We start from the raw sequence: 24,319 nt of genomic DNA on the forward strand, positions 1-24,319 counted from the left end.
CGCATGGCCTGAGCTGTTTTCGATGTTCGCGTGACATGGGGAATGAAGGCTGCACTCAACCCATCGTCAACGAGTCATCGATCATGGATTCAATCTGCAATCGCAATTCGCGCGGCAGCGCGTTCGCGGACCCGGCACGCTCGCCGGCCGAACCGGCGGCGCGCATCCGGCGCGCCGCGCGCGGGCACGGGCACGGCTGCCCGCCCGCGGTGCAAGGCGGCGAAGCGACCGCGCCGCAGTTCGCGCCGCGCCGCATCGTCACGCGCCTCGCCGCCGCCGCGCTGTTCTCGGCGTTCGCCGCACCCGCGGAGTCGAACGCCGCCGAGCCCGCGGCCGCGACGCGCGCATACGACATCCCGGCTGGTCCGCTCGAAGCCGCGCTGAACCGCTTCGGCCGCGAGACCGGCATCCTGCTGGCGTTCCCGGGCGAACTGACCGCGGGGCTGCAAAGCCCCGGCCTGCACGGCCGCGCCGACACGGCCGCGGCGCTCGACCGGCTGCTGACGGGCACGGGCCTCGTCGCGGTCAGGCAGCCGAGCGGCGGCTACACGCTCGTCAGGCTGCCCGCGGCTTCGGCCGCGTCGAGCGCGGCGGCGGGACTCGCGACCGACACGACGCTGCCGACGGTCTCGGTGCGCGCGAGCGGCCTGCACGCGGACAGCTACCGGCCGCCGCGCGAGGCGGCGGGGCTGCGCAGCGACGCGCCGCTGTCGGAGGTGCCGCAGGCCGTCAACGTCGTGCCGCAGCAGGTGCTGCGCGATCAGCGTCCGCGCAACCTCGACGACGCGCTCGCGAACGTGAGCGGCATCACGCAGGGCAACACGCTCGGCAGCACGCAGGACACGGTGATGAAGCGCGGCTTCGGCGACAACCGCGACGGCTCGGTGATGCGCAACGGCATGCCGATCGTCCAGGGCCGCTCGCTGAACGCGACGACGGACAGCGTCGAAGTGCTGAAAGGCCCGGCGTCGCTGCTGTACGGGATCATGGACCCGGGCGGCGTGATCAACGTCGTCGCGAAGCAGCCGCGGCTCGCGCGGTACCACGCGATTTCGGTGCTCGGCTCGACGTACGGGCACGGCAGGAACGGCGGCGAAGTCACGTTCGATTCGACGGGCGCGATCGGCGACTCGCGGCTCGCGTACCGGCTGATCGTCGATCAGACCGGCGAGCAGTACTGGCGCAACTACGGCGAGCATCGCGAGACGCTCGTCGCGCCGTCGCTCGCGTGGTACGGCCGCGACACGCAGGTCGTGCTGTCGTATGAATATCGCCGGTTCCTGATGCCGTTCGATCGCGGCACTGCGCTCGACCCGCGCACGAACGAGCCGCTCGCGATCCCGAGCCGCCGCCGCCTCGACGAGCCGTTCAACGACATGCGCGGCGAATCGAACCTTGCGCAACTGACGGTCGACCACCAGCTCGCGCCCGGCTGGAAGGTGCACCTCGGCTACAGCTACAACCGCGAGACCTACGATGCCAACCAGATTCGCATCACGGCGATCGATCCGGTCAAGGGCACGCTCACGCGCAGCAACGACGCGACGCACGGCTCGCGCAGCACCGACAGCTACGGAATCGCCTACGTCGACGGCCGCGTCGCGCTCGCCGGGATGCGGCACGACGTGCAGTTCGGCGTCGACAGCGAATACCGGCAGGTCTATCGCGCGGACATGCTGCGCCAGGCGGTCAAGACGCCGTTCAGCTATCTGGACCCGGCGTACGGGCTGATCTCGCCGTCGACGACCGTGTCGCCGTCGGACAGCGACCAGAGCGACACGATGCACACTGCGTCGGTGTTCTTCCAGGACAGCATCCATCTGACCGACAAGTGGATTCTCGTCGGCGGCGCGCGCTTCGTCCGCTACAGCCAGCTCGCGGGACGCGGGCGTCCATTCCATGTCAATACGGACCTGAGCGGCACGAAGTGGCTGCCGCGCGCGGGCATCGTCTACAAGTGGAACGACGCGCTGTCGCTGTACGGCAGCTACACGCAGTCGCTGAAGCCGACGTCGAAGATCGCGCCGATGTCGGGCGGCTACGTGATCGACGGCTCGACCGCGCCCGAAGAGGGCGCGTCGTGGGAGCTCGGCGCGAAGCTCGACATGCCGAGCGGCCTGACCGGCACGCTCGCGTTCTTCGATATCGACAAGAAGAACGTGCTCGTGTCGCAGTACAACGACGCGACGAACCAGACCGACTGGCGCACGTCCGGCCGCGCGCGTTCGCGCGGGATCGAGCTCGACGTGTCGGGACGGATCGGCGAGCGCTGGAACGTGATCGCGAGCTACGCGTACATCGACGCGAAGACGACCGACGATCCGCTCTACGCGGGCAACCGCTTGTGGAACGTTGCGCAGCACACGGCGTCGCTTGCGGCCGTCTACGACGCGGGCCCCGTATTCGGCGGCGACGACCTGCGGATCGGCGCGGCGGGCCGCTACGTCGGCACGCGGCCGGGCGATTCGGCGAACAGCTTCACGCTGCCCGCGTATGCGACCGCCGACGCGTTCGCGACCTACGACACGCGGATCGGCAAGCAGAAGCTGCAGTTCCAGTTGAACGTGAAAAACCTGTTCAACCGGACGTACTACCCGTCGAGCGTGAACCGGTACTTCGTGTCGGTCGGCGACGCGCGGCAGGTGTCGCTGCTGACGACGCTGCAGTTCTGAGCGGCGGCCCCGTTTTCATTTTCCGATTTCCATATCGATCAGGCGCGCGCCGTGCCGCGCGGCACACGGCGCGGCGCGCGCGGGAGAAACCGATGAAGCAACGATTCGATCGTTTGATGCAGATGCGCCGTCGCGTGCTGCGCGGGTTGGGCGGCGCGGCGCTCGCGTGCGGTCTTGCCGCGGCGGCGCCCGTCGTCGCGTACGCGGGCGCGTCTGCGCCTGTGCCTACGTCTGCGGAACAGCGCGCGTCCGGCGACGCGCTTCGACCGGGCGCCGGCAAGCGCATCGCGATGCTCGTCCAGCTGGGCGGGCCCAATCTGAAAACCGACGAGAACGCGAAAGCGCATCTGGCGTCGCGCGGCTACGCGGTGCGGTTCGTCGACGAAGCGCAGCCCGTCGACGCAGCGGCCGACGCCGATCTCGTGATCGTGTCGTCGACGGTATCGAGCAAGCGCGTCGCGCGCGGCTGGCGCACGCTCGCGAAGCCGCTGCTGACGTGGGAGAACGACCTGCTCGACGATTTCGCGATGACGGGCAAGCGTCACGACGTCGACTTCGGCGAGACGGGCAAGGCGCGCTATCTATGGCTCGTGAACGCGCCGCATCCGATCGCCGCGGGGCTGCCGGCGGGGACGACGAACGTCTACGGCCGGCAGGCGGGGATGAGCTGGGGCAAGCCGGGGCTCGGCGCGAGCATCGTCGCGACCGTCTACGGCGAGCCGGACAAGGCCGCGATCTTCGCGTACGAGACGGGCGCGACGATGGACTATGAAACGCTCGCGCCCGCGCGCCGCGTGATGTTCTTCCTGAACAACGACACGTTCGGCAATCTGTCGCCCGAAGGCGTCGCGCTGTTCGACGCGGCGGTCGACTGGGCGGCGGGCCTGCGCTGAACGGAGCGCGCGCGGCGGGTCGACGATCGGGGGAATCGTCGAAACCGTTGAAACCGTTGAAACCGTTGAATCCGTTGAATCCGTTGAGATCGGCGGCAATCGAGCGGTGATCGGGCGGTGATCGAGGGGCGATCGAGCGGCGATCGAGCGGCGAAACCGTCGAGACCGCCGGAGTCGTTCGTGTCGATGAAGGCCGAGGTCTCGATCAGCAACGCGTCGATCGCGAGATCGACGGGACCGTCGACGCCCGATCGTCCGGACGAAGTGGAGGGCGGGCGGCGAAGGCGCAAGGATGGACGCGGGCCGGTCCCCCGGGCTCGCGCGAGACACGACGCGTCGAATACGGCGTCCGGCCCGCAGCCGCCCGCCTAGCCAGCTTCCCGCGCGAGCCCGCCGCGCCCGAACCCCGAGCCGAGCACGAGCACCGCGAACACGAGCGCGCCGCTCGCCGCTTGCTGCCAGTAGAAGTTCCAGCCGATCAGCAGCAATCCGTTCGCGACGAAGCTGACGAGCAGCACGCCGATCAGCGTGCCCGCGACGTTCGGCCGGCGCGTCGCGGACAGCGTCGCGCCGATGAACGTCGCGCCGATCGCGTTCAGCAGATACGCGTTGCCCGCTTGCGGCGCGTACGACTTGACCGTCGACGACAACACGAGCCCCGCGACGCCGTAGATCAGCGCGCTCGCGACAAACGCGCCCGCCGCGAGCGCGCCGACGCGCAGCCCTGAGTAGCGCGCGACGCCCGGCTGCGCGCCGAGCGCGCGCAGCCGCCGGCCGAGCGTCGAGCGCTCGAGCGCGAGATGCAGCGCGAGCGCGAGCGCCGCGACGATCCACAGCGGCAGCGCGACGTTGACGAACGCGCCGTGCGCGAGCGCATCGAACGCGGGCGGCGGCGCGACACTCAGCAGATAGATCGGCTGTCCGCCGCCCGTCGCAAGCTGCTGGATCGTCTGGCCGATGAACAGCGTGCCGAGCGTCGCGAGAAACGGCGCGATCCCGAGCCGCGTGACGAGGAGCGCATTGCCCGCCCCCACCGCGAGCGCCGCGCCGAGTCCCGCGAGCGCGGTGGGGGTGAAACCCGCGCGATGCGCGAGCGCCGCGACGAACGCGAGGCTCGCGACATCGATCGCGGTGCCGAGCGACAGATCGATCGCGCCGATCGACAGCGCGAGCGTCATCCCGAGCGCGGCGATCGCGAGCAGCGCGAAGGTGTTGACGAGCACGTGCTCGACGTTCGCAAGCGTCGCGAAGCCCGGCGCGGCGACCGTGAAGAACACGAGCACGGCGACGAGCGCGCCGACGACGGCGAAGCGCTGCAGACGGTCGAATGCGTCACGCATCGAACGGGCCCTCCGACTGGCGGCGGCGCAGCAGCGCGACGGCTGCGACGACGAAGAGAATCAGCGCGCCCTCGACGCCGCTCATCCAATAGCTCGACACGTTGTTCAACTGAAAACCGTTCGCGAGCATGCCGACGAACAGCACGGCGACGAGCGTGCCGGGAATCGTCGGCGCGAGCCGCCGCGAGAACACGACGCCGAGCAGCACTGCCGCGATGACGGGCAGCAGGTTGTCGCCCGCGCCGGGCGCGCTGCCGCTCAGGAGCGCCGACGATGCGAGCGCCGCGAGCGCGGCGGCGAGGCCGCATGCGAGATAGCTCGACGCGACGTAGCGGCGCGCGTCGACGCCCGCGGCGAGCGCGGCCGCGCGATGCGCGCCGACCGCGTGCAGCCGCAGCCCGTAACGGGTCCGGTGGACGAGCACGCCGAGCGCGGCCGCGACGCTCACGAGCGCGTACGCGAGCCACGGCGCGCCGAACGGACCGGCGCCCGCGAGCGCGGCGACGAGCGGGCTCGCGGACGGCAGCGGCGTGTTCTCGGTCAGCACGAGCTCGAGGCCCGCGCAGACGTTCATCGTCGTCAGCGTCGCGAGGAGCGGCAGGATTCGCAGCCACGCGACCGCCCATGCGTTGAGCGCGCCGACCGCGACGCCCGCCGCGCAGGTCGCGGCGAATGCGATCGCGTCGCCCTGTCCGTCGCGCGTGACGACTGCGAATACGGCCGCGCACAGGCCGAGATTCGCCGCGATCGACAGATCGAGCCCGCCTTTGATCGCGTCGGCGCCGCCGCCGATCATCACGATCGTCAACCCGAACGCGAGCAGGCCGGTGACGGCGCTTTGCTGCAGCACGTTGCCGAGGTTCGCGAACGTCAGGAACAGCGGCGAACTGACGGAAAAGCCTGCGATCACGACCGCGAGCGCAAGCCATGCGCCGCCGCGAACGAGGACGCGGCGGTCGATTGGGCGATTGCGCGCGTCCGCGCGTGACGTGGCCGGCGTGCCCGATGTGGCCGCATCCGCGCGGCCGAGATCGAATGCGCGGGCGCTGATGCCGCTCTTTTTCGCTGGCCAAGACATCAGGCGGCCTCCGCGGCGGGCGGCGCGGCGTTCGTATCGGGCGAAGCCTCCGCCGGATTCGCCGCATCATGCTCGCCGGCGCCCGCATTGCCGCGCTGCGGCTCGCGCGCGAGCGTCGCCCAGGCGAGCACGTCCTGTGTGGTCGTCCGCGCGGACGCGCGCGCCGCGACGATCTCGCCGCGCGCCATCACGTACACGCGATCGGTCACGTCGAGCAGCTCGGTCAGGTCGCTCGTGAACAGCAGCACGGCGGCGCCCGAGCGCGCCAGTTCGTCGATCAGCCGGTAGATCTGCGCCTTCGCGCCGACGTCGACGCCGGCCGTGGGCTCGTCGAGCAGATAGACCGTCGACGCGCGCCCGAGCCACTTCGCGAGCGCGACTTTCTGCTGGTTGCCGCCCGACAGGACGCGCACCGGCCAGTCGGCGCGCGCGGGGCGGATGTCGAGTCGGCGGATCAGCGCGTCGGCGGCGTCGGCCTCGCGTCGGCCGCGCACGAAGCCGAAGCGCGACACGCGCGGCAGGCCCGCGAGCACGACGTTTTCGCGCACCGACAGCGCGCCCGCGACGCCGTGCGCCAGGCGGTTTTCCGGCACGAGCGCGATGCCGTGCGCGACCGCGTCGCGCGGCCGCCGCACGCACACGGCACGGCCGTCGATCGCGATGCCGCCACGCGCGCCGCGCGCGAGACCGAAGAGGGCGCGGATCACGTCCTTGCCGCCGGAGCCGAGCACGCCCGTCAGCCCGACGACCTCGCCGCGCCGCACCGACAACGACAGCGGCCCGAAGCGGCCGGGCAGCGCGAGGTCGCGGGCTTCGAGCGCGATCTCGCCCGGCGTGCGCGGCGCGACCGGCTCGCGGCGCGGCGTGGCGTTTGCGTGCGGCTCGCCGATCATCGCGGCGACGAGTGTGTCGCGCGACGCGGCGCGCGCGTCGAGATGCGCGACGTCGACGCCGTCGCGCAGCACGGTCACGCGATCGCACACGCGCGCGATCTCGTTCAAGTAATGCGATACGTAGAGAATCGTGTGGCCGTCGGCGCGCAGCCGCTCGATCGTCCGCAGCAGCCGGTCGACCTCGCTCGTCACGAGCGCCGCGGTCGGCTCGTCGAATACGAGGATCTCGCTGCGCCGGATCAGCGCGCTCGTGATCTGCACGATCTGCTGCTCGGCGATGGAGAGTTCGCCGATCAGCCGATCGGGCGGCAGGTCGACGCCGAATTGCTCGTGCAGCACCGCGCGGCAGTCGCGCCTCATCCGTCCGACGTCGAGCGGCAGCAGGCGGGCGAGCCGCGATGCGCCGCCGAGCGTCGGCGGCTGCGGGAAGAACAGCGCCTCGGCGACCGTGAACGTCGCGGGCAGCAGCCGTTCCTGGTGGATGAAGCCGATCCGGGCCGCCTGCTTGCGCGTGGAGCCGGAGCCAGAGCCGCTCGCCGCGAGCGACGCGCCGCCGATGACGATCTCGCCTTCGTCCGGCGCGTGGAGGCCCGCGAGGATCTTGATGAGCGTCGACTTGCCCGCGCCGTTCTGGCCGATCAGCCCGTGCACGGTGCCGCGCTGCACCGCGAGCGATGCGCCGCGCAGCGCCGCGACGCCGTTGAAGCGCTTGACGGCGCGCCGCACGTCGAGCGCGAGCGGCGCGTCGACTTCGGGCGCGGCGGATGCCGCGTGAGCCGCCGTCATCGCCGCGCGGCCTCGGCGTCGACGGACGCCTGTCCGAGCGTGCGCTGCGCGACGCCCGCGTTGTCTTTCGCGACGAGCACCGACGGCACGAACGTGTAAGCGGGCAGCGACCGGTCGCCCGCCAGATAGCGCGCAACGTTGCGCACCGCGGTCCGGCCGATCAGCGCCGGCTGCTGCGCGACGACGGCCGCCGCGCTCGACTTCGGATTCCTGACGAGCGCGACCGCCTCGGGGCTGCCGTCGACCGCGTATGTGCGGATTTCGGCGCGGCCGGCCGCGTCGACCGCCTGCGTCGCGCCGACCTGCGGGATGTCCCACGCGGCCCAGATCGCCGAGATCGACCCCTTCGGATACTTCTGCAATAGCTGGCTGATCTGCGCGTACGCGTTCTGTGCGGTGTTCGGGATCACGTCGCGCAGCTCGGGCTCGATGATTTTCACCTTCGGATACCACTTCAGCACGGCCTTCAACTGATCGTATCGGATCGCGCACACGGGCACGCCGTAAAAGCCGTTGAAGACGAGGATGTTGCCTTCGCCGCGGATGTCGTTGACGAGCTTGAGCGCGAGCTGCGAGCCGATCAGGAAGTTGTCGGACGTGACGACGTTCAGGCTCGACGCCGATGCGGTGTCGATCGTGAAGAGCGGGATGCCCGCCTGCCGGATCTTCTTCAGCCACGGCTCGAGCACGGACGCGGTGCCGAGCTGCTCGACGATCGCGTCCGGCTTCTGCGCGATCAGCGTCTGGATCTGTGCGATCTGGCGACTGTCGCTGCGGCCCGCGTCGAGCGCGATCGGCGTGCCGCCGAGACGCTTCACTTCGTCGACGGCGCCCTGGTACGCCTGCAGATCCCAGTCATGGTCGGTGCCGGCGACCGTGATGCCGATCCGCTTGCCGGCGAGCGGCAGCGTCGCGCGGTCCGGCTGCCCGGGTGGCGCGGCGCGGGCGGATGCGGCGGCGATGCCGACCGCGAGCGCGGCGGCGAACAGCGTGGACAGCAGGCGAGCGAACGGCGGGAGCGGACGTGGCATGGTTCGTGGGCGTTCGGGCAATGGTGTTGAGATGAACGAATGATTCTGTGCAAGCGCGTCGGCGAAGGGAACGATGGATTCGTGCTTTGGTTATGGGGATCCGGAAAATGCACGGGGCGCACAAGCAAAGATGCGATGCTGGAATCGGAGACGGTCGGCGTTAGCCCGCGATCGTTATGTCGATTTTGTCAGGCTAATGAAAATTGACATCGAGACGACGCTAAATAGATTAGCGATCGATTCGCCGAGCCAATGATCAGTGCGCGGGAAAGAGCGGGTAAATACCGTGGCGAGCAAAAAGTCATGATGAACAAAGACTGCCCCGGCGTATCGTCAGAGCGGCCGGAACGCACGCCAGCGCTGCTGGAAAACCCGAATGATCGATGCGAGAGCCGCGTTATTCCAAACGAAAATCGTATGGCCTGTTTCGTCCGTTTTTTTCGCAAATGATTGCATTGGGGCGAATCGGGAAAACCATCGATTTTTATAGGATGACTTAACCTAATTTTTAGATTCGACGTGTCGGCGCGCTGCAGCACCGTGATAAGCTAAACCGGCAGAAAACAAGTATGAGACGAACGGGGGTGTTCGCGATGAAACACGATATCCGGCCGCCGATGGCCACGAGAAGACACGGCACGGCGACCGCATTGGCGGCGTCCGGCCGTCCGTGCGCCGCGCACGACGCCGAGGGCTTCGTCGGCATCCTGATCGAAGTGTTCGCGCGCGTCGTCGCGGCGCTTGCGCTAGGGGTTTTCGCGTATGCGGCGTACACGCAGTGGCGGCTCGATCCGTCGCGAATCACGCTGATCCTGCTTGCGGTCTCGATGACCTTGACGGTGGGTCTGTCGCTGTTCGCCGAGCCGCCGACAAAACGCGACTGGAGCCCGCTTGCGTTGCTCTTCTCGCTCGGCGGCACCTACTACTACCTCGTCTTCCAGCTCACCGCGAGCCGCCAGCTGATCCCCGAGACGTTCGGCGCGGCGATCCAGTTGTTCGGCCTGTTCTGGCAGCTTTTCGCGAAGCTGTCTCTCAGGAAATCGTTCGGTATCCTGCCGGCCAACCGCGGCGTCGTGTCGCGCGGGGCTTACCGGTTCGTCCGGCATCCGATGTATCTCGGCTATCTGATCATCGATACGGGCTTTCTGCTGACGAACTTCAGCACGCGCAACCTGCTCGCGGTCGCGCTGCAGATCGGGCTGCAGGTCGGCCGGATCTACCGCGAGGAACGGATTCTGTTCGAGGACGTCGCGTACCGCGCCTACAAGCGATCGGTTCGATATCGGATGATTCCGGGCCTTTTCTGACCGCGTCGGCGCGCATCGGAGGCTCGATCGCGCGGGCGACGCCACGCGGCCTCATCGCCTGCCCGCGTTCGACGAGACGAGCATTCGTTATTCAAATCGATATGCCGCGCCCGCGTGCCGCCGATATGTGCACGTTCCGGCGATGTGCGCCGCGCGCGATTCGATCGGATACCTACCAAAAATACTAGGTGCGCGTCGCGGACGATGACCTAGTATTCGAACTGGCTTCACGGGCTGGCGGGGCGCACTCCGGCGGGCCGGCGCCGCCAGCCCCCGCTACCCGGTCCGCCTGGGAGATGCGACATGGCTTACAAGAATCTCGTCAATCAAAGTGGATCGCCGCTCAGCATCGAGCTGGTGACCCGCCAGGGCTCCGATCCCAGCCAATCCGGCGCGACGATCGCCGTCTCGCTGGCAGCCAACGGCAAGCAGACGGTCGAATACGGCAACAACCAGAATCCGTACCTGAATGCACTCGTCATCACATCGGCGGCGAACGGCGCGTTTGCGAACGGCTCGCAGATCGTGACGACGCGCGGCAGCACGTGGGACAACTTGCTGAACACCAATAACACGTTGACGTTCAGTGGCGTGGGCGGCCTGAACGTCGTCGGCTCCAACACGTGACGGCGTCGCGCTAGCGGTCCGCCCGCCTGCCGCCGCCGCCGGGCGCCAGGCGGGCATTCGCGGCACATCGATGCGCGGCACATCGATTGGCTGCGCGGTTCACGCCGCCTTTTCTTCCTGCTTGCCGGGCCCGCTGCCGATCTGCCATCCATACGGCGGCTCGGTTTCGTTGACGGCCCAGTCTCCGACGATCCTCGCTTTGTAGACGAGCGGATTGTGCGACGCGACCGTGCGCGCGTTGCGCCAGTGACGGTCGAGCGCCTTCGTCGTGCTGATCGCCGATGCGCCGGGCGCGTCGAACAGATGCGTCGCCGCGCGCAACACGCGCTCCGATACGACCAGTTGGCCCTGCGCCGATTCAATTTCGGCCGCGACGTTCGCGTCGTGCTCGGTGGCGGCGTCCTCGCCGAAACGCGCCTCGTACGCGCGCTGCGAAGGCTGCGCGGCGCGCAGCGCGATCGCCTCGGCCGCATACGCCCATGCCGAGATTTCGCCGACGACCTGCAGGATCTGTGAGTCTTCGCTGACACGCGACGCGTTGCCGTGGCTGTAGACCCGCTTGTGATCGCGCACGAGCGCGCTCGCGTCGCGCCCGACCGCGCGGCCGATGCCAGCGAGCGCCCGAAGCCGAGCCCCGTGAGCGGAAGTCGGCAGGGTGACGGCAGCGACGAGCGTGGGAAGGGAGCGGCGAATGAAGGCGATCCGCCGGAGCCGGAAGCGCGCTCGAAGACCACGCGGGCTGGTCGAAATCCACGCGCCGAGCGAAGCGGGAGCCGGGCCAATCGCGCGACGCGCCGATCACGGCCCGCGCCCGAGCCGGTTCGCGCGGGGCCGTTCATCCGGCGCGTAGGATATAGTTCCAGCTTCCGAGGCTACGGCCCCATCGCTCCGGCAAACCAGCATGCATACCATTTCGAAGTTGTGGAATGAGAACAAGAAGTTGATCGCCTTCCTGTTCTTCATGGCGATCTTTCGCAGCGCGGTGGCCGACTGGAACGTCGTGCCGAGCGGCTCGATGCTGCCGACCATCCGGCTCGGGGACCGCATCCTCGTCGACAAGATGGCCTATGACCTGCGCGTTCCGTTCACGCATGTCAGGGTCGCGCACCTGAGTGACCCGCGGCGCGGCGATATCGTGACCGTCGATTCATCGGCTGCGCGCGAATTGCTCGTCAAGCGCGTGATCGGCCTGCCGGGCGACGTCGTCGAGATGCGAGACAACGTGCTTTACATCAACGGCGCGCAGGTGAGCTACCGGCCGCTCGGCCAGAACCTGCTGTCGAGCGACGCGAGCGCGCGCGGCGAATATCTGGCCGAACGGCTGGCCGGGGCGGCGCATGTCGTCCGGCTTTCTCCCGATGCGCCGAGCCCGCGCAGTTCGTTTGGGCCGGCGGTCGTGCCGAAGGGCGCATACCTGATGCTCGGCGACAACCGCGACGACAGCGCGGACTCCCGCTATTACGGCTTCTTCCCGCGCGACGAAATCATGGGGCGGACGCGTCGCGTGGCGTTTTCGCTCGATCCGTCGCGGTTCTATCTGCCGCGAGTCGATCGGTTCGGGGCGCGCCTCGACGGTTCGCCCGGTTGAGCGGGAATCGAGCCGCAGGCGGTTCGGGCGTCGGATTCGGCCACGCCCTCGACGCGCGGGAACGCCGGCGAACGCGCATCGAGCCCGCGCCGCGCGCGATCGCCCCGAATCGCCGCCCGATCGCGCCCGGCTACGCCTTGTAGCCGATAGTGCGCAGCAGTTCCTTCCGCCAGCGCACGTCCTCGTCGTTTTCGACGCTGACGGGCGGGAATCCGTCGACGACGCCGAGAATGCTGCGCCCTTGATTGGTCTGCGCGACGACGACTTCGGTCGGGTTCGCGGTCGCGCAGAAAATCCGGCAGACCTCGGGCACGGCCTTGATCGCATTCAGCACGTTCACCGGGTAGAAACCGTCGCCGAGAAAGACGACAAAGCAATGCCCGGCGCCAATCGCGGTCGCGTTCCTGCAAGCGAGCTCGGTCAACGCGGCGTCGGTGCCGGAGCGGCGCACGAGGCGCTTGCCGGACGCTTCGCAGAACGCGATGCCGAACTTGATGCCGGGCACGGCGCCGACGAGCGCTTCGTGGATGTCCTCGACCGACTTGATGAAATGCGTCTGGCCGAGAATGAAATTCGTCGTCTCGGGCTTGTCGATCACAACAGTATGCAATTGGAGCATGTCGCACCTCGTCTCGTGGTGACGCGAATGCATCGACGCGCATGAACGGCGCGGACCGGATCGTTTTCCAGCTTAGTACGCGGCTTCCGGCGACGAAAGCGCGGTGCCGGCCGGCGTCGTCATCTATTCTTGTGGTAGGTCGGGCCGCCGGCGGAGCGGCCGGCCGAAGGGGAAAAGATCATGGACGTGCGGCAGGGTTTCGTCGACTGCGTGGGACGGACGCCGCTGATCCGCCTGGCGAAGCTCAGCGCGGAGACGGGTTGCGAGATACTTGGCAAGGCCGAGTTCATGAACCCGGGCGGATCGGTCAAGGATCGCGCGGCGCGCTACATCATCGAGGACGCCGAACGGCGCGGCACGCTGAAGCCGGGCGGCACCGTCGTCGAGGGCACGGCCGGCAACACCGGCATCGGACTCGCGCACATCTGCGCAGCGCGCGGCTATCGCTGCGTGATCGTGATCCCGGAAACGCAATCGCCGGAGAAAATGGAAGTGCTGCGCACGCTCGGCGCGGACGTGCGTCCCGTGCCGGCCGCGCCGTACAAGGATCCGAACAACTATCAGAAGATTGCCGGGCGGCTCGCGACCGAGCTCGACAACGCAATTTGGGCCAACCAGTTCGACAACCTCGTCAACCGCCAGGCCCACTACGAGACGACGGGGCCGGAGATCTGGCGCGATACCGCCGGCACGGTCGATGCGTTCGTCTGCTCGACGGGAACGGGCGGCACGCTCGCCGGCGTGAGCCGTTATCTGAAGGAACAGAATCCCGAGATCCGGATCGTGCTTGCGGATCCGCACGGCAGTGGACTCTACAGCTTCGTGAAAACGGGCGAAATCAAGGTGGAGGGCAACTCGATCACGGAAGGCATCGGATCGAGCCGCGTGACGGCGAATCTCGAGGGCACGTCGATCGACGACGCGGTGCGCATCGACGACCGCCTCTGCGTGACGATGGTCTACCGGATGCTGCGCGAAGAGGGCCTGTACGTCGGCGGCTCGAGCGGGATCAACGTCGCGGCGGCCGTCCGGCTTGCGCAGCAGTTGGGGCCGGGCCATACGATCGTGACGCTGCTTTGCGACCGCGGCGACATCTACCGTACGCGGCTCTTCAACCGCGAATGGCTGCGGGAAAGGGGGCTCGAGCCGTCATAGGTGCGGCGATGCCGCATTGTTCGGACAAGCGAACGCGACCTATCCTAGAAAGATCCTGCCAACCGGCGGAGATCAACGCTTATTAGACGGAGGTGTGCCATGTCGATGTCCGCCACCTTGCAGGACTGCCTGCGCCAGAAGGCTTCGCGATACGAAGTCATCCATCATCCGTACAGCCACTCGAACATGGAGGCCGCCGCGGCGGCGCATATTCCGGGCGATCGTCTCGCGAAGACGGTGCTGCTCGAAGACGCGCAGGGCTACGTCGCGGCCGTGCTGCCGACGACGCACGCCGTGCGGCTATCCGAGCTTTGGGCTCAAACCGGACGCCATCTCGTGCTCGCGAAGGAAGTCGAACTGCGCGAGCTGTTCAAGGATTGCGACGTGGGGGCGCTGCCGCCCGTCTGCATGGCCTACGGGATGCAAACCTTCCTCGACGAGAGCCTTGCGCGGCAGCCGGACGTGTATTTCGAGGCCGGCGATCACGAGGAACTGGTCCACATGGATCGCGACGAGTTTCTTTCGCTGATGGACAAGGCAGAACGGGCGAGCTTCTCGCACAAGATTCAGGGGGTGGTTTCTTGACGAGCGCCGTGTGCCGCTGAATCCGTCGGAGCGCGGCCATCCCCGATGCGCGAGGAACGCTGCGGGAAACGCGGCGCGATTCGTGCGTCTTGCGCATGCCGAATCATCCGGTTCGCGCGGGACATCGAGCAATGCGCGCGGCATCGCGTCGCCGATCGGTCCGTGGCAGGCAGCGCCGCGATGGGTGGTATTCGCCCCGGCGGAGCAATCTGTCCGGATCAGCGGTCGCCGCCTCGCGTGCGCATGACGATCGAGCCAGGTGCTGTCGTTCGTTCATCCAGTGAGCGCGCCGCCCATCGCGCGATGCGTCAAACTCGCGCCGAACCGTTCGGCAAGGCGCGTGATAGGCGTGTTGCCGTTCGATCATCGACCTCCTCGGTCATGCCGATTTTCGCCTTCCGCGAGGGGGCGGGCTCGTCGATTGCTTCGTCGATCACGTCAGTGTTTCTGCTCGCACGCGAGTGTCTAGCGGATCGGCGGCGATTCAAAGCGGCTGGATGCAGGTGCGGCGGACTGTCCGGCCATGACGTCGGCGGGCAATACGATGCGTGGCGTCACCGATTCAGGGCTCTCGATTTGCGCCACCAACGTGCGCCACCAACGTATTGACGGCGGCGCGCGCCATTTGCGGAAAAGGTTGTCGTATCGTCGTCAGTGACGGATGCACCTGCGACGCCATCGGAATGTCGTCGAATCCGTTGATCGGGATGTCGTCGGGAACGCTCCGGCTCACCGGTTTCATGCGACTTGCCTTCAAGGAAGGGATGCGCGACACGGAGGGCGATTGATCGCTTTCCTTGGCATCCCTGCGCGGACTGCCAAGGCCGATCGCAAGGCGCACGGCGTGCTGTGGGCGGCCGCCGGTTTCGCGGCCACCGAGATACGGTGGAAAATGGAACGGGAAGAAACGTATTGGCGGGCATGAAAACACGTCTGACTTCGACACCCCGCCGGCATCCGATCCTGCCGACTATCGCGACGCCGACGGACTTTACATGCTGCGTGCGTGGCCTGCGGCATGCCCGGCCGCAAAGCGGCGGAACACCACCTGCCGGATCGCGTCGGAGCAGGACGGTCGGCCCGAGGCATTCTCGGCGGGATTCGGCGACGACCGGTGACGATCGCGCGGCGGTTCGGCGGGCCGTGAATTTCACCATTCCAGGAGGAGACGATGGACGAAGTCCTGTTCGCTACGGATGGCGCGATCTGCACGATCACCCTCAACCGGCCGGAGCGCCGCAACGCCGTCGATGGTCCGACCGCCTCGCGGTTAAGCGAGGCGTTTGAACGGTTCGAGGCCGATGCCGCGCTCGGCGTCGCGATCCTGACGGGAGCCGGAGGCAACTTTTGCGCGGGTGCCGACCTGAAGGCGGTCGGCGATCCCGCGCGGCGCAACGCGCTCGACGCGACGGGAGGCGGTTCGGGCCCGATGGGACCGAGCCGCATGGCGCTGTCCAAGCCGCTCATCGCGGCGGTTTCCGGCTATGCGGTAGCGGGCGGGCTGGAACTCGCGCTGTTTGCCGACATTCGCGTCGCAGAAGAAGACGCCGTCTTCGGCGTGTTCTGCCGGCGCTGGGGCGTGCCGCTGATTGACGGCGGGACGGTCAGATTGCCGCGTATCGTCGGCATGGGACATGCGATGGACATGATCCTGACCGGACGTTCCGTCGACGCATCGGAAGCCAAGGGCATGGGGCTCGCCAACTATATTGCGCCGAAGGGCGAGGGGCTGTCGTACGCGACTCGCATCGCCCGACAGATTGCTCAGTTTCCTCGGCAGTGCATGCTGACAGACCGGCGCTCCGCATACGATCAATGGGATTTGCCTCTGGCGGAAGCGCTGCGCGAGGAGGGGGCAAGGGGTGCGCCGATCGTCCTTGCGGAAGGCGTGGCCGGCGCCGAGCGCTTTAGCGCTGGAGAAGGGCGTCACGGAACGTTTTCCGACTGAAGCGCTTCGCCGCCCGTCGTCGACGCAAGTGCGGCAACGAAACCGTCAGCGCGCTTTGAAACTCATCCATGGAACATGGAGGCGGACATGCCGAAGATCACGAGGGAAAGCGTCGCGGCAGCAGTGAACAGGATTCTCGGAGCCCGGCTGGCGTCATCATTTGCGGCGTGCCTGGTGAGCGCCGCGCTCGCCATGGGGCCGGCGCGGGCGCAGCCTCCGTCGTTCGAGACGTTCGCCGTCCCTGCCGGCAGCGCACCGCACGACGTCGCGCCGGCGCCCGACGGTACCGTGTGGTACACCGCGCAGGCGCGGGGCGCGGCCGGACGGATGGATCCGCGTGGCGGCAAGACCGACTGGGTCCAGCTCGGCGAGGGAGCCGCGCCGCACGGCGTGATTATCGGTCCAGATCGGGCGGCGTGGATCACGGACGGCGGCCAGAACGCAATCGTCCGCATCGACCCGAAGACACTCGCCGTCACGCGTTTCCCGTTGCCGAAAGACCGGGCGAACGCCAATCTGAACACGGCGGTCTTCGACAAGCGCGGGCATCTGTGGTTTACCGGACAAAGCGGCATCTACGGCGAACTCGACCCAGCGAGCGCCAAAATGCGCGTCTTCGATGCGCCGCGCGGGCGCGGGCCCTACGGCATCTGCGTGACCCCTGACGGCAGCGTGTACTTCGCGTCGCTGGCCGGCAGCTATCTCGGCCGTATCGATCCCGCGAACGGCGCGGTGCAGGTCATCGATCCGCCGACACCGAATCAGGGCGCGCGCCGCGTATGGTCCGATTCGAAAGGGCGTGTGTGGGTCAGCGAGTGGAACGCGGGGAAAGTGGGCGTGTTCGATCCGGCGGCGCATCGATGGCGCGAATGGCGACTGCCTGGCCAGGATCCGCATGCATACGCGATATTCGTCGACGACCGGGACATCGTCTGGCTCAGCGAATGGAGCGCCAACGCGCTCGTGCGCTTCGACCCGCGAGCCGAGCAATTCGACGTGTTGACGCTGCCGCGCCCGCACGCGAACGTACGCCAGATGATGGGCCGACACGGGGAAGTCTGGTTGTCCGAATCCGGCACCGATCATCTGCTGCGCTACCGGTCTCGCGTAGCAGATGCCGGCAGCCGCCGATGATGCACGGCGGCGATATTTCCCAATGCCTCGAAACACCGTGAGCCCGCGATGGCCATTTCAGACGAATCGGAGTGCGGCGGTCGCCGGAATGACGCAGCGGCCGGTGAATCGCCGTTCGAAGGAACACGAAGGCGCTGGTGGCACCGTGCTGTCTGCCGGCCCGCAGCTCTGCTCCGCTGCAATCTGACGACAGAAATCAAATGGCCGTGCCCGGTGAGCCGCGACGTGCGAGGAATCGATCCAGTTGTCCCGCGAACGCCTTGCTGTCGCGTGGGCTGTATGGCGCCGGACCGCCCGTATCGACGCCCGTACTGCGCAATTGCTCCATCATCGCACGCAGTGTCAGACGTTCCTCGATATTTTCACGGCTAAACCAGCTTCCGCGTGGGTCGAGCACATAAGCGCCACGGTCGAGGGCGGCGGAAGCAAGGGGTATGTCCGCGGTAATCACGAGGTCGCCAGCCGTCACCAGTTCGACGATGCGGGCATCGGCGGCATCGAAGCCCGCTGGCACTTGCAATGCCTTGATGAAGCGCGAGGGCGGCGTGCGTAAATATTGGTTCGCGACCAGCGTCACGCACACTTCGGCACGTCGCGCGGCCCGAAACAACATGTCCTTGACGACAACCGGGCAGGCGTCTGCGTCAACCAGCACTTGCATTGCAGTCTTTCCGATACATGAGATGTACGATCCTACATCACCGTCGGCGCGCGTCGCGCAACGGACCAGGGAGGCAGATTTCCAGGCAGTCGATCGCCGACGCATCCCTCAGCCGTCGAAACCTGTCGCGCGCCGGCACAATCGGTTCGAACGTTCGCTATCGTCCAGAACACGAATGCCTGCATCGAAACCCTCCGCGACGATATCGGCGAGCCTCGAATCCGTGACGAATTCAACGCGACTACCCGGATATCGCGCCAAAAACGCGGGCAGCACATGGCTTGGCGCACAAGCAATTTCGCCGCGCGCCCGGACGCGCTGATCCGGATGATCCTGACCGTTGCGAAAGGGTGGATGGACGATCGAGCGAAGCGCGCGGGGCGGATGCGTTTTCATCGCGACCGGGGTGGCGCGAACACCTCGCGTCGGGTGTCGCCGTTCGCGCGTTACTTCTGGAATGTGCCGAGCAATTCGGCGTGCGCCACCACGTGGCCTTGCATCGCCTTCTCCAGCGCTGCCTTGGTGGGCTTGTGAAGATCGGGCAGCACCGTATCGAGCGCATACAGCTTGTGGAAATAGCGGTGACGGCCAACTGGCGGGCAAGGGCCGCCATACGCGGCTCGCTGGAAGTCGTTGGTGCCTTGAAGCGTGCCCGCCGGGAGCGCGCTCGCGGCGACGCCCTCCTGCAAACCGGGAGCCGTCGGCGGAATGTTGTAGAGCACCCAGTGGACCCATGTCATTCGTGGCGCGGCCGGATCGGGTGCGTCGGGGTCATCGACGATCAGCACAAGGCTTTTCGCATTGGCGGGCACCCCGGACCACGCGAGCGGCGGCGACACGTCCGCGCCCTTGCAGGTGTGGCGTCCGGGAATCTCGCCTCCCTCATGGAAGGCTTGCGAGGTGAGAGTCAAGGTCATCGTGCGCTCCTCGGCGTCGGTCTGCGCCGCCCATCCGGCGACGCAGATCAGCAAGATCGGAATGGATGCTGTGCGGCTGCGCATCCCATGTGCTCCATCGGGTTCATCTGCGGCGATCGCGAATTGCGAGGGCGGCCGGTTATTTCGCGCCAAAGCTATTCCCATCCGCGTTTGTCTGGACGCCGCAGCATCATTCGGGCATCTAAAAAGCTAGTGCAGGTTGGGGCCCAATTCAACTGGCGCGCTGTGCCGCAGCAATGGGAAACACAGGTTTCTCGTCGGACAAAGGGCAAAGCAAGCCAAGCGGTGCGTTGACCCGTTTTCCGCGGTAATCGAGCGTGCCTCCTACGTTTGTCATGAAGCAACGTGGCCGCCGACACGCCTTCATCGCGAGCGACGCGGTCGATGTCTATCCGATGACCGCATTAACCGATCTTCCGCCAGCCGCGAGCATGGAACGTACGCCGGTTGAACTTTGGAGGCCGCCATCCGCGCGACATCGTGCCGGACGACGAAAGCAGCGCGACGCCCAACATATGATTCGCTTCACGCGGAGCGGCCGCTCGCCGCGACTGTTCGGCGAGCGACGGAAGCCGTCCAGGCGGGAAAGTCCCCACGCACTCGAACGCCCCGCTGCAAACACCGCCTAGAGTCGCGCGAGCGTGTTGTGATCCGCTTCTCCGCCGAAGTACTTTTCGAGCGCGTCCACGAATACCGCGTTGTCCGGTGTTGCATGCGAGAACAATGTGACCGACGACCTGAACTTCAGGTAATCCGGATATCCGAAAATCGTCTGGATCGAATGGCCTTCGACATCGTTGACGAGCCGTGTGCACTCGCGCAGCCGCGCGCCGAGCAGGGGATGCCGTAGATACGCGTCGGCTTCGCCCAGCGTCGAGATCGCGTACCGTTGTGCGATCGCGCTGTCACCGAGCCCCGCGATCTGCGGAAACACGAACCACATCCAGTGGCTTCGCTTGCGCCCGTTTCTTAGCTCATCGCGTACCTGCGCATACACGGGATCCTGTGCGTCGACAAAGCGCTGAAGGTCATAGGGATCGTCCATGTTGCCCTCCGTCCTTTCCGGCGCGGCGAGCCGCGCGAACGATCATTGTGGGCGTTGCCTCGATGGCGCGCAAACGCGAGCGAACGCGCGCCAAGGCCGCGAGCGCACTCGACTTCGCATGGCGCCTGCGGGAGCACGAGCGATCGAATGCGCCGCGCTGCGATCGCGCGTCGCGCGTTCACGCGCGCACGCCGCCGTATGGCCGCGCGCCGGCTACGGGCGTAGCATTGAGACTCTGGCCAGCCGCGATCCTGGCGGATCAGCGGTGCGCCATGGTCCCGTCGCGGCCGGCCATGCGCAAGTGGGCCGGCAAAGGAGTGTCGATGCGCTCGCAAGCGACGTCCGTTTCGCGTCTGAAACGCTATGCAATCACGGCTGCGATCGTCGTCGCCAGCCTGATCGTCATCGGGCGCATCACCGGCGTCCTGGTCGACTGGCTATGGTTTTCCTCGATCGGCTACGTTGCCGTTTTCTGGACGATCCTGTCCGCCAGGGTGCTGCTGTTTATCGTCGTGCTTGCCGCGTCGGCGGCCGTGATCAGCGCGTCGGGGTTCCTGGCGCATCGTTACGCAACACGCGTCGACATCTGGCAAGTGGAAGCCAGATCGCCGACGCGTGCGGAGGAGGTCGTCCGGGCGCTGGCCGGGCAGGTCGCGTCGCGCATTCCTTGGCGCGCCGTCATCGCCGGCAGCGCTGTGCTCCTTGGGCTTGCCATCGCTGGCAACGCAATGTCGAGCTGGGACATCGCGCTTCGCTTTCTTCATCAGGTGCCGTTCGGCGAACGCGATCCGATCTTCGGCAGGGACATCGGCTTCTATCTGTTCTCGCTGCCCGTCTGGATCGCGCTCAAGAATTGGCTGCTGCAACTGGTCTTCTGCTGCGCGGTCGTCGCAGGCGGAGTCTACTGGCTGCGCGGCGACATCATGCTCCGGCCGCCGAAGGGGCTTTCGTCGGCCGCTGCCGCTCACGGTTCGGTACTGCTTGCACTGTTCTTCCTGCTGAAAGCCTGGTCCTGGTGGCTCGACCGCTTTTTGCTGCTCTACGACAACAACGGCGTCGTGGTTGGCGCCGGTTATACCGATGTCCACGTCGTGCTGCCCGTGCTGTGGCTGCTCATCGGCCTTGCCGCGGTTTCAGCCATTGCGTTGTCGGTCAACGTGCGCCGGCCCGGCTATCGGCTGCCTGCCGCCTCGATGCTGTTGGTGTTCGGCAGTTCGTTTGCGCTCGGCCTCGTCTACCCCGCGCTGTTCCAGCGCTTCTACGTCAAACCGAGCGAATTGCAGCTGGAAACCCCCTATATCGAACGCAACATCGCGCTGACGCGGCGCGCGTACGGTCTCGCGCAGATCGCCGTCAAGCCGTTTGCGGCCGAGCAGGGCTTGAATTTCGCGTCGCTGCAAGCCAATCGCGCGACCATCGACAACATCCGCCTGTGGGATGTGCGACCGCTGATGGATACCTACGCACAGTTGCAGGAGATCAGGACTTACTACAAGTTCTTCTCCGTGGACATCGACCGCTACTCGCTCGACTCCGGTTACCGGCAGGTCATGCTGTCGGCACGCGAACTGGAGCCGGCGATGCTTCCGGAGAACGCCCAGACCTGGGTGAACCTGCATCTCCTGTTCACCCACGGCAACGGCGTCGTGATGTCGCCCGTCACCGAGAAATCCGCGGAAGGTCTGCCTTCGCTCTATCTGCGGGACATTCCGCCCGTCGCCCAAGGCGGGCCGGCGATTCACGAACCGCGCCTCTACTTCGGAGAGGGCGAGCAGGGCTATGTCATCGTGAAGGGCAGTGTGCCCGAATTCGACTACCCCAAAGGCGACAGCAACGTCTACACCGCTTACAGCGGGCGCGACGGCGTCGCCATCGGCAGCATGGCGCGACGCAGCCTCTTTGCGTGGCAGCTCGACGATCCCAATATCCTGCTGACCCGCTACGTCACGGGCGAGAGCCGGATCCTGCTTCATCGGGACATTCGGGACCGGATACGCACGATCGCGCCGTTTCTCATCCTCGACCATGACCCGTATCTCGTTGCGAGCAACGGACGCCTTTTCTGGATGCAGGACGCCTATACCACCAGCCGATGGTTTCCGTATGCCCCGCCGGGTACCGGCGACGGCGACAATTACATTCGCAACGCGGTCAAGGTGGTGGTCGATGCGTACAACGGAACGGTCGATTTTTATGTCAGCGATCCTGCCGATCCGCTCGTGCGGACTTACCAGCGTATCTTCCCTGGCATGTTCAAGCCGCTCGATGCGATGCCGGAGAACCTTCGGCAGCATATTCGCTACCCGGAAGACCTGTTTCTGATCCAGGCGAACCTCTACCGTGCCTACCACATGGACGCACCGGAAGTCTTCTACAACCGCGAGGATCTCTGGCAGTTTCCTCGAGAACTGGGCGACATCGACGGTGGAGACGCCGCCAGCACGCGGATGGCGCCGTACTACATGATCATGCGATTGCCTGGAGACGCGCGCGCCGAGTTCGTCCTGATGCTGCCGATGGTCCCGAGCCAGCGCGAGAACATGATCGCCTGGCTGGCGGCGCGGTGCGATCCGCCCGGGTACGGCAAGCTGATCGTGTACACCTTCCCCAAGGACAAGCTGGTCTATGGGCCATTTCAAATCGAGGCCCGCATTCAGCAGAATACCGAAATCTCGCAACAGATCTCGCTGTGGAATCAGATGGGCTCACGCGTCATCCGCGGCCATCTCGTGGTTGTGCCGATCGAGAACTCGATCCTCTACGTCTCTCCGCTTTATCTGCGCGCGGCGTCCGGTCAACTCCCCGAGTTGAAGCGCGTGATCGCCGCGTACGGCGACCGTGTCGTGATGGAGGAAACCCTGAGCGATGCTCTCGGGGCGCTCTTCAAGGAGACGGCTCCGATGGCAGCGCCGGCCCGTGGCGCGACGGATGCGCGCGCCCGCGAAGCCCTTGCCCATTATGACCGCGCGATCGAGCGACTGAAGGCGGGGGACTGGGCCGGCTTCGGCTCGGAACTCGAGGCCCTCCGGCCGTTGCTCGAGAGGCTGGGCGCCGACCATGCCGAGAACCAGAAGTAGGCCAGATGTGAATGAAAGGGCGCCTGTGCGATTCGATGGGTTGGCCGTGCGTTCCTTTTCTTGTATCGCAGCCAGCCAAGACGTTCGGCGTCGATACGGGAACCGCAACGGACTTACGGAATTTCGACCGTAGACTTCGAGCGATGTTATATCGGTGCTGATGCTTCGTGACTTGTATCTTTGGTATCTGTCGAATATTGAATATTCGATTAGCTGTTACCGGCAAAATATGATTCGCACACCAAACGTCAATGGCTCTGAAGGCTGCCCGTTTTTCATGTAGGCATCCGTACTGAATTCACGATACGTCTTGCCGTTCACAGTTACCTCGCGGCGTGTCGAGCGTTCGATCGTTGCCGGTTCGCTTGCATTCCATTGGCGGACAGTTCCGGACGCGGTTACGTGTGAAGATTCCGCAATGCGCTTTGTCGTCATGTCGGCGTCGGGCCAGGGTTTGGCCTGCATATTGGCGGTGCGATGCTGGGCCGATCGCAAGGCATCGGGCGCGCTCCATGAACGGGCTTCGAAGGCTGGCGTGTAATCGAAGTGCTCAGACTGCCACGCGGGTGCGTGACCTTCCTGCGGATCGATGTAGGTGACCTGCGGATCGTCCATCATGACCATCGGAACACATCCCGCATTTTCAGCACGCGGCGGCATAGCGAACGTCTGCGGAATGCTGAGAGCATTGGCAGCACTTTGCTCGACGAGTAAGGCCTGGCTTGATGAGTTGACCTGAGCGAGCGCCTGCCCGCTACAGAATGCCAATATAAGTAATGCGTTCCTCATGATCGCCTCCATACGACTTACTCGGCAAAAAGGGGTGCAGGCCCGGGGGAGCCGGCACCCTTAAAGTAAGGGGAATATGGGAAGTACTATTCCCCTTCGTGCGCACCCGGCTACCCCCTTCCGCTAAATACGCGGAATATGGCTCGGGGCTAT

The 24,319-nt window shown here is 66.4% G+C and carries 21 protein-coding genes and 2 pseudogenes; 11 read left to right on the forward strand and 12 right to left on the reverse strand.

The genetic code is table 11. The features are described 5' to 3' along the window. Window positions 1-35: 35 nt before the first annotated feature. Together WS69_RS28735 and WS69_RS28740 are read left to right on the forward strand one after the other, a co-directional pair. A complete protein-coding gene (locus WS69_RS28735) occupies window positions 36-2,672 on the forward strand; it encodes a TonB-dependent siderophore receptor (protein ID WP_156438446.1) in 2,637 nt (878 codons plus the stop codon). Window positions 2,673-2,764: 92 nt separating this feature from the next. Beyond that, window positions 2,765-3,565, forward strand: coding sequence for a hypothetical protein (locus WS69_RS28740; protein WP_059474025.1), 801 nt, complete (start codon window positions 2,765-2,767; stop codon window positions 3,563-3,565). A 368-nt stretch (window positions 3,566-3,933) separates the two neighbouring features. On the opposite strand, the gene WS69_RS28750 is transcribed toward WS69_RS28740, so the two are convergent. Genes WS69_RS28750 through WS69_RS28765 form a run of 4 tightly spaced genes read right to left on the reverse strand, consistent with a single transcriptional unit; the run spans window position 3,934 to window position 8,693 of the window. Continuing rightward, window positions 3,934-4,905, reverse strand: coding sequence for an ABC transporter permease (locus WS69_RS28750; RefSeq protein ID WP_059474027.1), 972 nt, complete (start codon window positions 4,903-4,905; stop codon window positions 3,934-3,936). Next, window positions 4,898-5,983 carry an ABC transporter permease gene (locus tag WS69_RS28755; protein WP_059474028.1) on the reverse strand — a complete coding sequence of 362 codons (1,086 nt, stop codon included), beginning with the start codon at window positions 5,981-5,983 and terminating at the stop codon, window positions 4,898-4,900. The genes WS69_RS28750 and WS69_RS28755 overlap by 8 nt, the downstream gene beginning before the upstream one ends. Continuing rightward, the gene (locus tag WS69_RS28760; protein WP_059474029.1) at window positions 5,983-7,662 is read right to left on the reverse strand and encodes a sugar ABC transporter ATP-binding protein; all 1,680 of its coding nucleotides are present in this window, start codon (window positions 7,660-7,662) and stop codon (window positions 5,983-5,985) included. The genes WS69_RS28755 and WS69_RS28760 overlap by 1 nt, the downstream gene beginning before the upstream one ends. Next, complete coding sequence (locus tag WS69_RS28765) at window positions 7,659-8,693, reverse strand: sugar ABC transporter substrate-binding protein (protein WP_059474030.1); 1,035 nt, start codon at window positions 8,691-8,693, stop codon at window positions 7,659-7,661. Before WS69_RS28765 ends, WS69_RS28760 begins: the two co-directional genes overlap by 4 nt. 303 nt (window positions 8,694-8,996) lie before the next feature. Here WS69_RS28765 and WS69_RS33910 point away from each other — a divergent pair, with 303 nt between their 5' ends. The 3 genes from WS69_RS33910 to WS69_RS28775 all read left to right on the forward strand — a co-directional run bounded on the left by WS69_RS33910 (window position 8,997) and on the right by WS69_RS28775 (window position 10,627). Further along, window positions 8,997-9,143, forward strand: coding sequence for a hypothetical protein (locus WS69_RS33910; protein WP_156438448.1), 147 nt, complete (start codon window positions 8,997-8,999; stop codon window positions 9,141-9,143). A gap of 167 nt (window positions 9,144-9,310) precedes the next feature. Further along, window positions 9,311-10,000 carry a methyltransferase family protein gene (locus WS69_RS28770; RefSeq protein ID WP_059474031.1) on the forward strand — a complete coding sequence of 230 codons (690 nt, stop codon included), beginning with the start codon at window positions 9,311-9,313 and terminating at the stop codon, window positions 9,998-10,000. Between the two features lie 303 nt (window positions 10,001-10,303). Then, window positions 10,304-10,627: a hypothetical protein gene (locus WS69_RS28775; protein ID WP_059474032.1), complete on the forward strand. Its 324-nt coding sequence runs from the start codon at window positions 10,304-10,306 to the stop codon at window positions 10,625-10,627. 99 nt (window positions 10,628-10,726) lie between these two features. Here WS69_RS28775 and WS69_RS28780 read toward each other — a convergent pair. Next, a pseudogene (locus tag WS69_RS28780) lies at window positions 10,727-11,254 on the reverse strand (monooxygenase); the annotation flags it as partial. A 274-nt stretch (window positions 11,255-11,528) separates the two neighbouring features. Here WS69_RS28780 and lepB point away from each other — a divergent pair. Continuing rightward, the gene (gene lepB / locus WS69_RS28785) at window positions 11,529-12,215 is read left to right on the forward strand and encodes a signal peptidase I (RefSeq protein ID WP_059474033.1); all 687 of its coding nucleotides are present in this window, start codon (window positions 11,529-11,531) and stop codon (window positions 12,213-12,215) included. A 130-nt stretch (window positions 12,216-12,345) separates the two neighbouring features. Here the strand turns inward: lepB and WS69_RS28790 are convergent, their stop codons facing one another. Continuing rightward, window positions 12,346-12,834 (reverse strand): adenosine-specific kinase, encoded by a 489-nt coding sequence (locus tag WS69_RS28790; RefSeq protein WP_059474034.1) that lies wholly within the window; start codon window positions 12,832-12,834, stop codon window positions 12,346-12,348. 180 nt (window positions 12,835-13,014) lie between these two features. Here WS69_RS28790 and WS69_RS28795 point away from each other — a divergent pair, with 180 nt between their 5' ends. Next, a complete protein-coding gene (locus tag WS69_RS28795; protein WP_059474035.1) occupies window positions 13,015-13,989 on the forward strand; it encodes a cysteine synthase A in 975 nt (324 codons plus the stop codon). A 99-nt stretch (window positions 13,990-14,088) separates the two neighbouring features. Continuing rightward, the gene (locus tag WS69_RS28800; protein ID WP_059474036.1) at window positions 14,089-14,574 is read left to right on the forward strand and encodes an aminoacyl-tRNA deacylase; all 486 of its coding nucleotides are present in this window, start codon (window positions 14,089-14,091) and stop codon (window positions 14,572-14,574) included. Window positions 14,575-15,136: 562 nt separating this feature from the next. Here WS69_RS28800 and WS69_RS33915 read toward each other — a convergent pair. Then, the gene (locus tag WS69_RS33915; protein ID WP_156438450.1) at window positions 15,137-15,520 is read right to left on the reverse strand and encodes a substrate-binding domain-containing protein; all 384 of its coding nucleotides are present in this window, start codon (window positions 15,518-15,520) and stop codon (window positions 15,137-15,139) included. 225 nt (window positions 15,521-15,745) lie between these two features. Between WS69_RS33915 and WS69_RS28805 the strand changes: the two genes are divergently transcribed. Both WS69_RS28805 and WS69_RS28810 read left to right on the forward strand, forming a co-directional pair. Further along, the gene (locus WS69_RS28805) at window positions 15,746-16,522 is read left to right on the forward strand and encodes a crotonase/enoyl-CoA hydratase family protein (protein WP_059474037.1); all 777 of its coding nucleotides are present in this window, start codon (window positions 15,746-15,748) and stop codon (window positions 16,520-16,522) included. An 87-nt stretch (window positions 16,523-16,609) separates the two neighbouring features. After that, a complete protein-coding gene (locus WS69_RS28810) occupies window positions 16,610-17,656 on the forward strand; it encodes a Vgb family protein (RefSeq protein ID WP_059474059.1) in 1,047 nt (348 codons plus the stop codon). A 196-nt stretch (window positions 17,657-17,852) separates the two neighbouring features. On the opposite strand, the gene WS69_RS28815 is transcribed toward WS69_RS28810, so the two are convergent. The 4 genes and pseudogenes from WS69_RS28815 to WS69_RS28825 all read right to left on the reverse strand — a co-directional run bounded on the left by WS69_RS28815 (window position 17,853) and on the right by WS69_RS28825 (window position 20,300). Next, the gene (locus tag WS69_RS28815; RefSeq protein ID WP_059474038.1) at window positions 17,853-18,317 is read right to left on the reverse strand and encodes a YaiI/YqxD family protein; all 465 of its coding nucleotides are present in this window, start codon (window positions 18,315-18,317) and stop codon (window positions 17,853-17,855) included. Between the two features lie 150 nt (window positions 18,318-18,467). Beyond that, window positions 18,468-18,619 (reverse strand): annotated as a pseudogene (locus WS69_RS33920) (LysR family transcriptional regulator); the annotation flags it as partial. Between the two features lie 144 nt (window positions 18,620-18,763). Beyond that, window positions 18,764-19,234: a YbhB/YbcL family Raf kinase inhibitor-like protein gene (locus WS69_RS28820; RefSeq protein ID WP_059474060.1), complete on the reverse strand. Its 471-nt coding sequence runs from the start codon at window positions 19,232-19,234 to the stop codon at window positions 18,764-18,766. A 646-nt stretch (window positions 19,235-19,880) separates the two neighbouring features. Continuing rightward, complete coding sequence (locus tag WS69_RS28825; protein ID WP_059474039.1) at window positions 19,881-20,300, reverse strand: DUF1810 domain-containing protein; 420 nt, start codon at window positions 20,298-20,300, stop codon at window positions 19,881-19,883. A 323-nt stretch (window positions 20,301-20,623) separates the two neighbouring features. On the opposite strand from WS69_RS28825, the gene WS69_RS28830 reads away from it, so the two are divergent. Further along, window positions 20,624-23,377, forward strand: a complete 2,754-nt coding sequence (locus tag WS69_RS28830; RefSeq protein WP_059474061.1) for a UPF0182 family membrane protein — start codon at window positions 20,624-20,626, stop codon at window positions 23,375-23,377. Between the two features lie 216 nt (window positions 23,378-23,593). Here WS69_RS28830 and WS69_RS28835 read toward each other — a convergent pair whose 3' ends face one another. Continuing rightward, window positions 23,594-24,178: a hypothetical protein gene (locus WS69_RS28835; RefSeq protein ID WP_059474040.1), complete on the reverse strand. Its 585-nt coding sequence runs from the start codon at window positions 24,176-24,178 to the stop codon at window positions 23,594-23,596. Window positions 24,179-24,319: the final 141 nt, after the last annotated feature.

This window comes from Burkholderia sp. BDU5, assembly GCF_001522845.1.
In the GTDB taxonomy this organism is placed as follows: Bacteria; Pseudomonadota; Gammaproteobacteria; order Burkholderiales; family Burkholderiaceae; genus Burkholderia; species Burkholderia mayonis.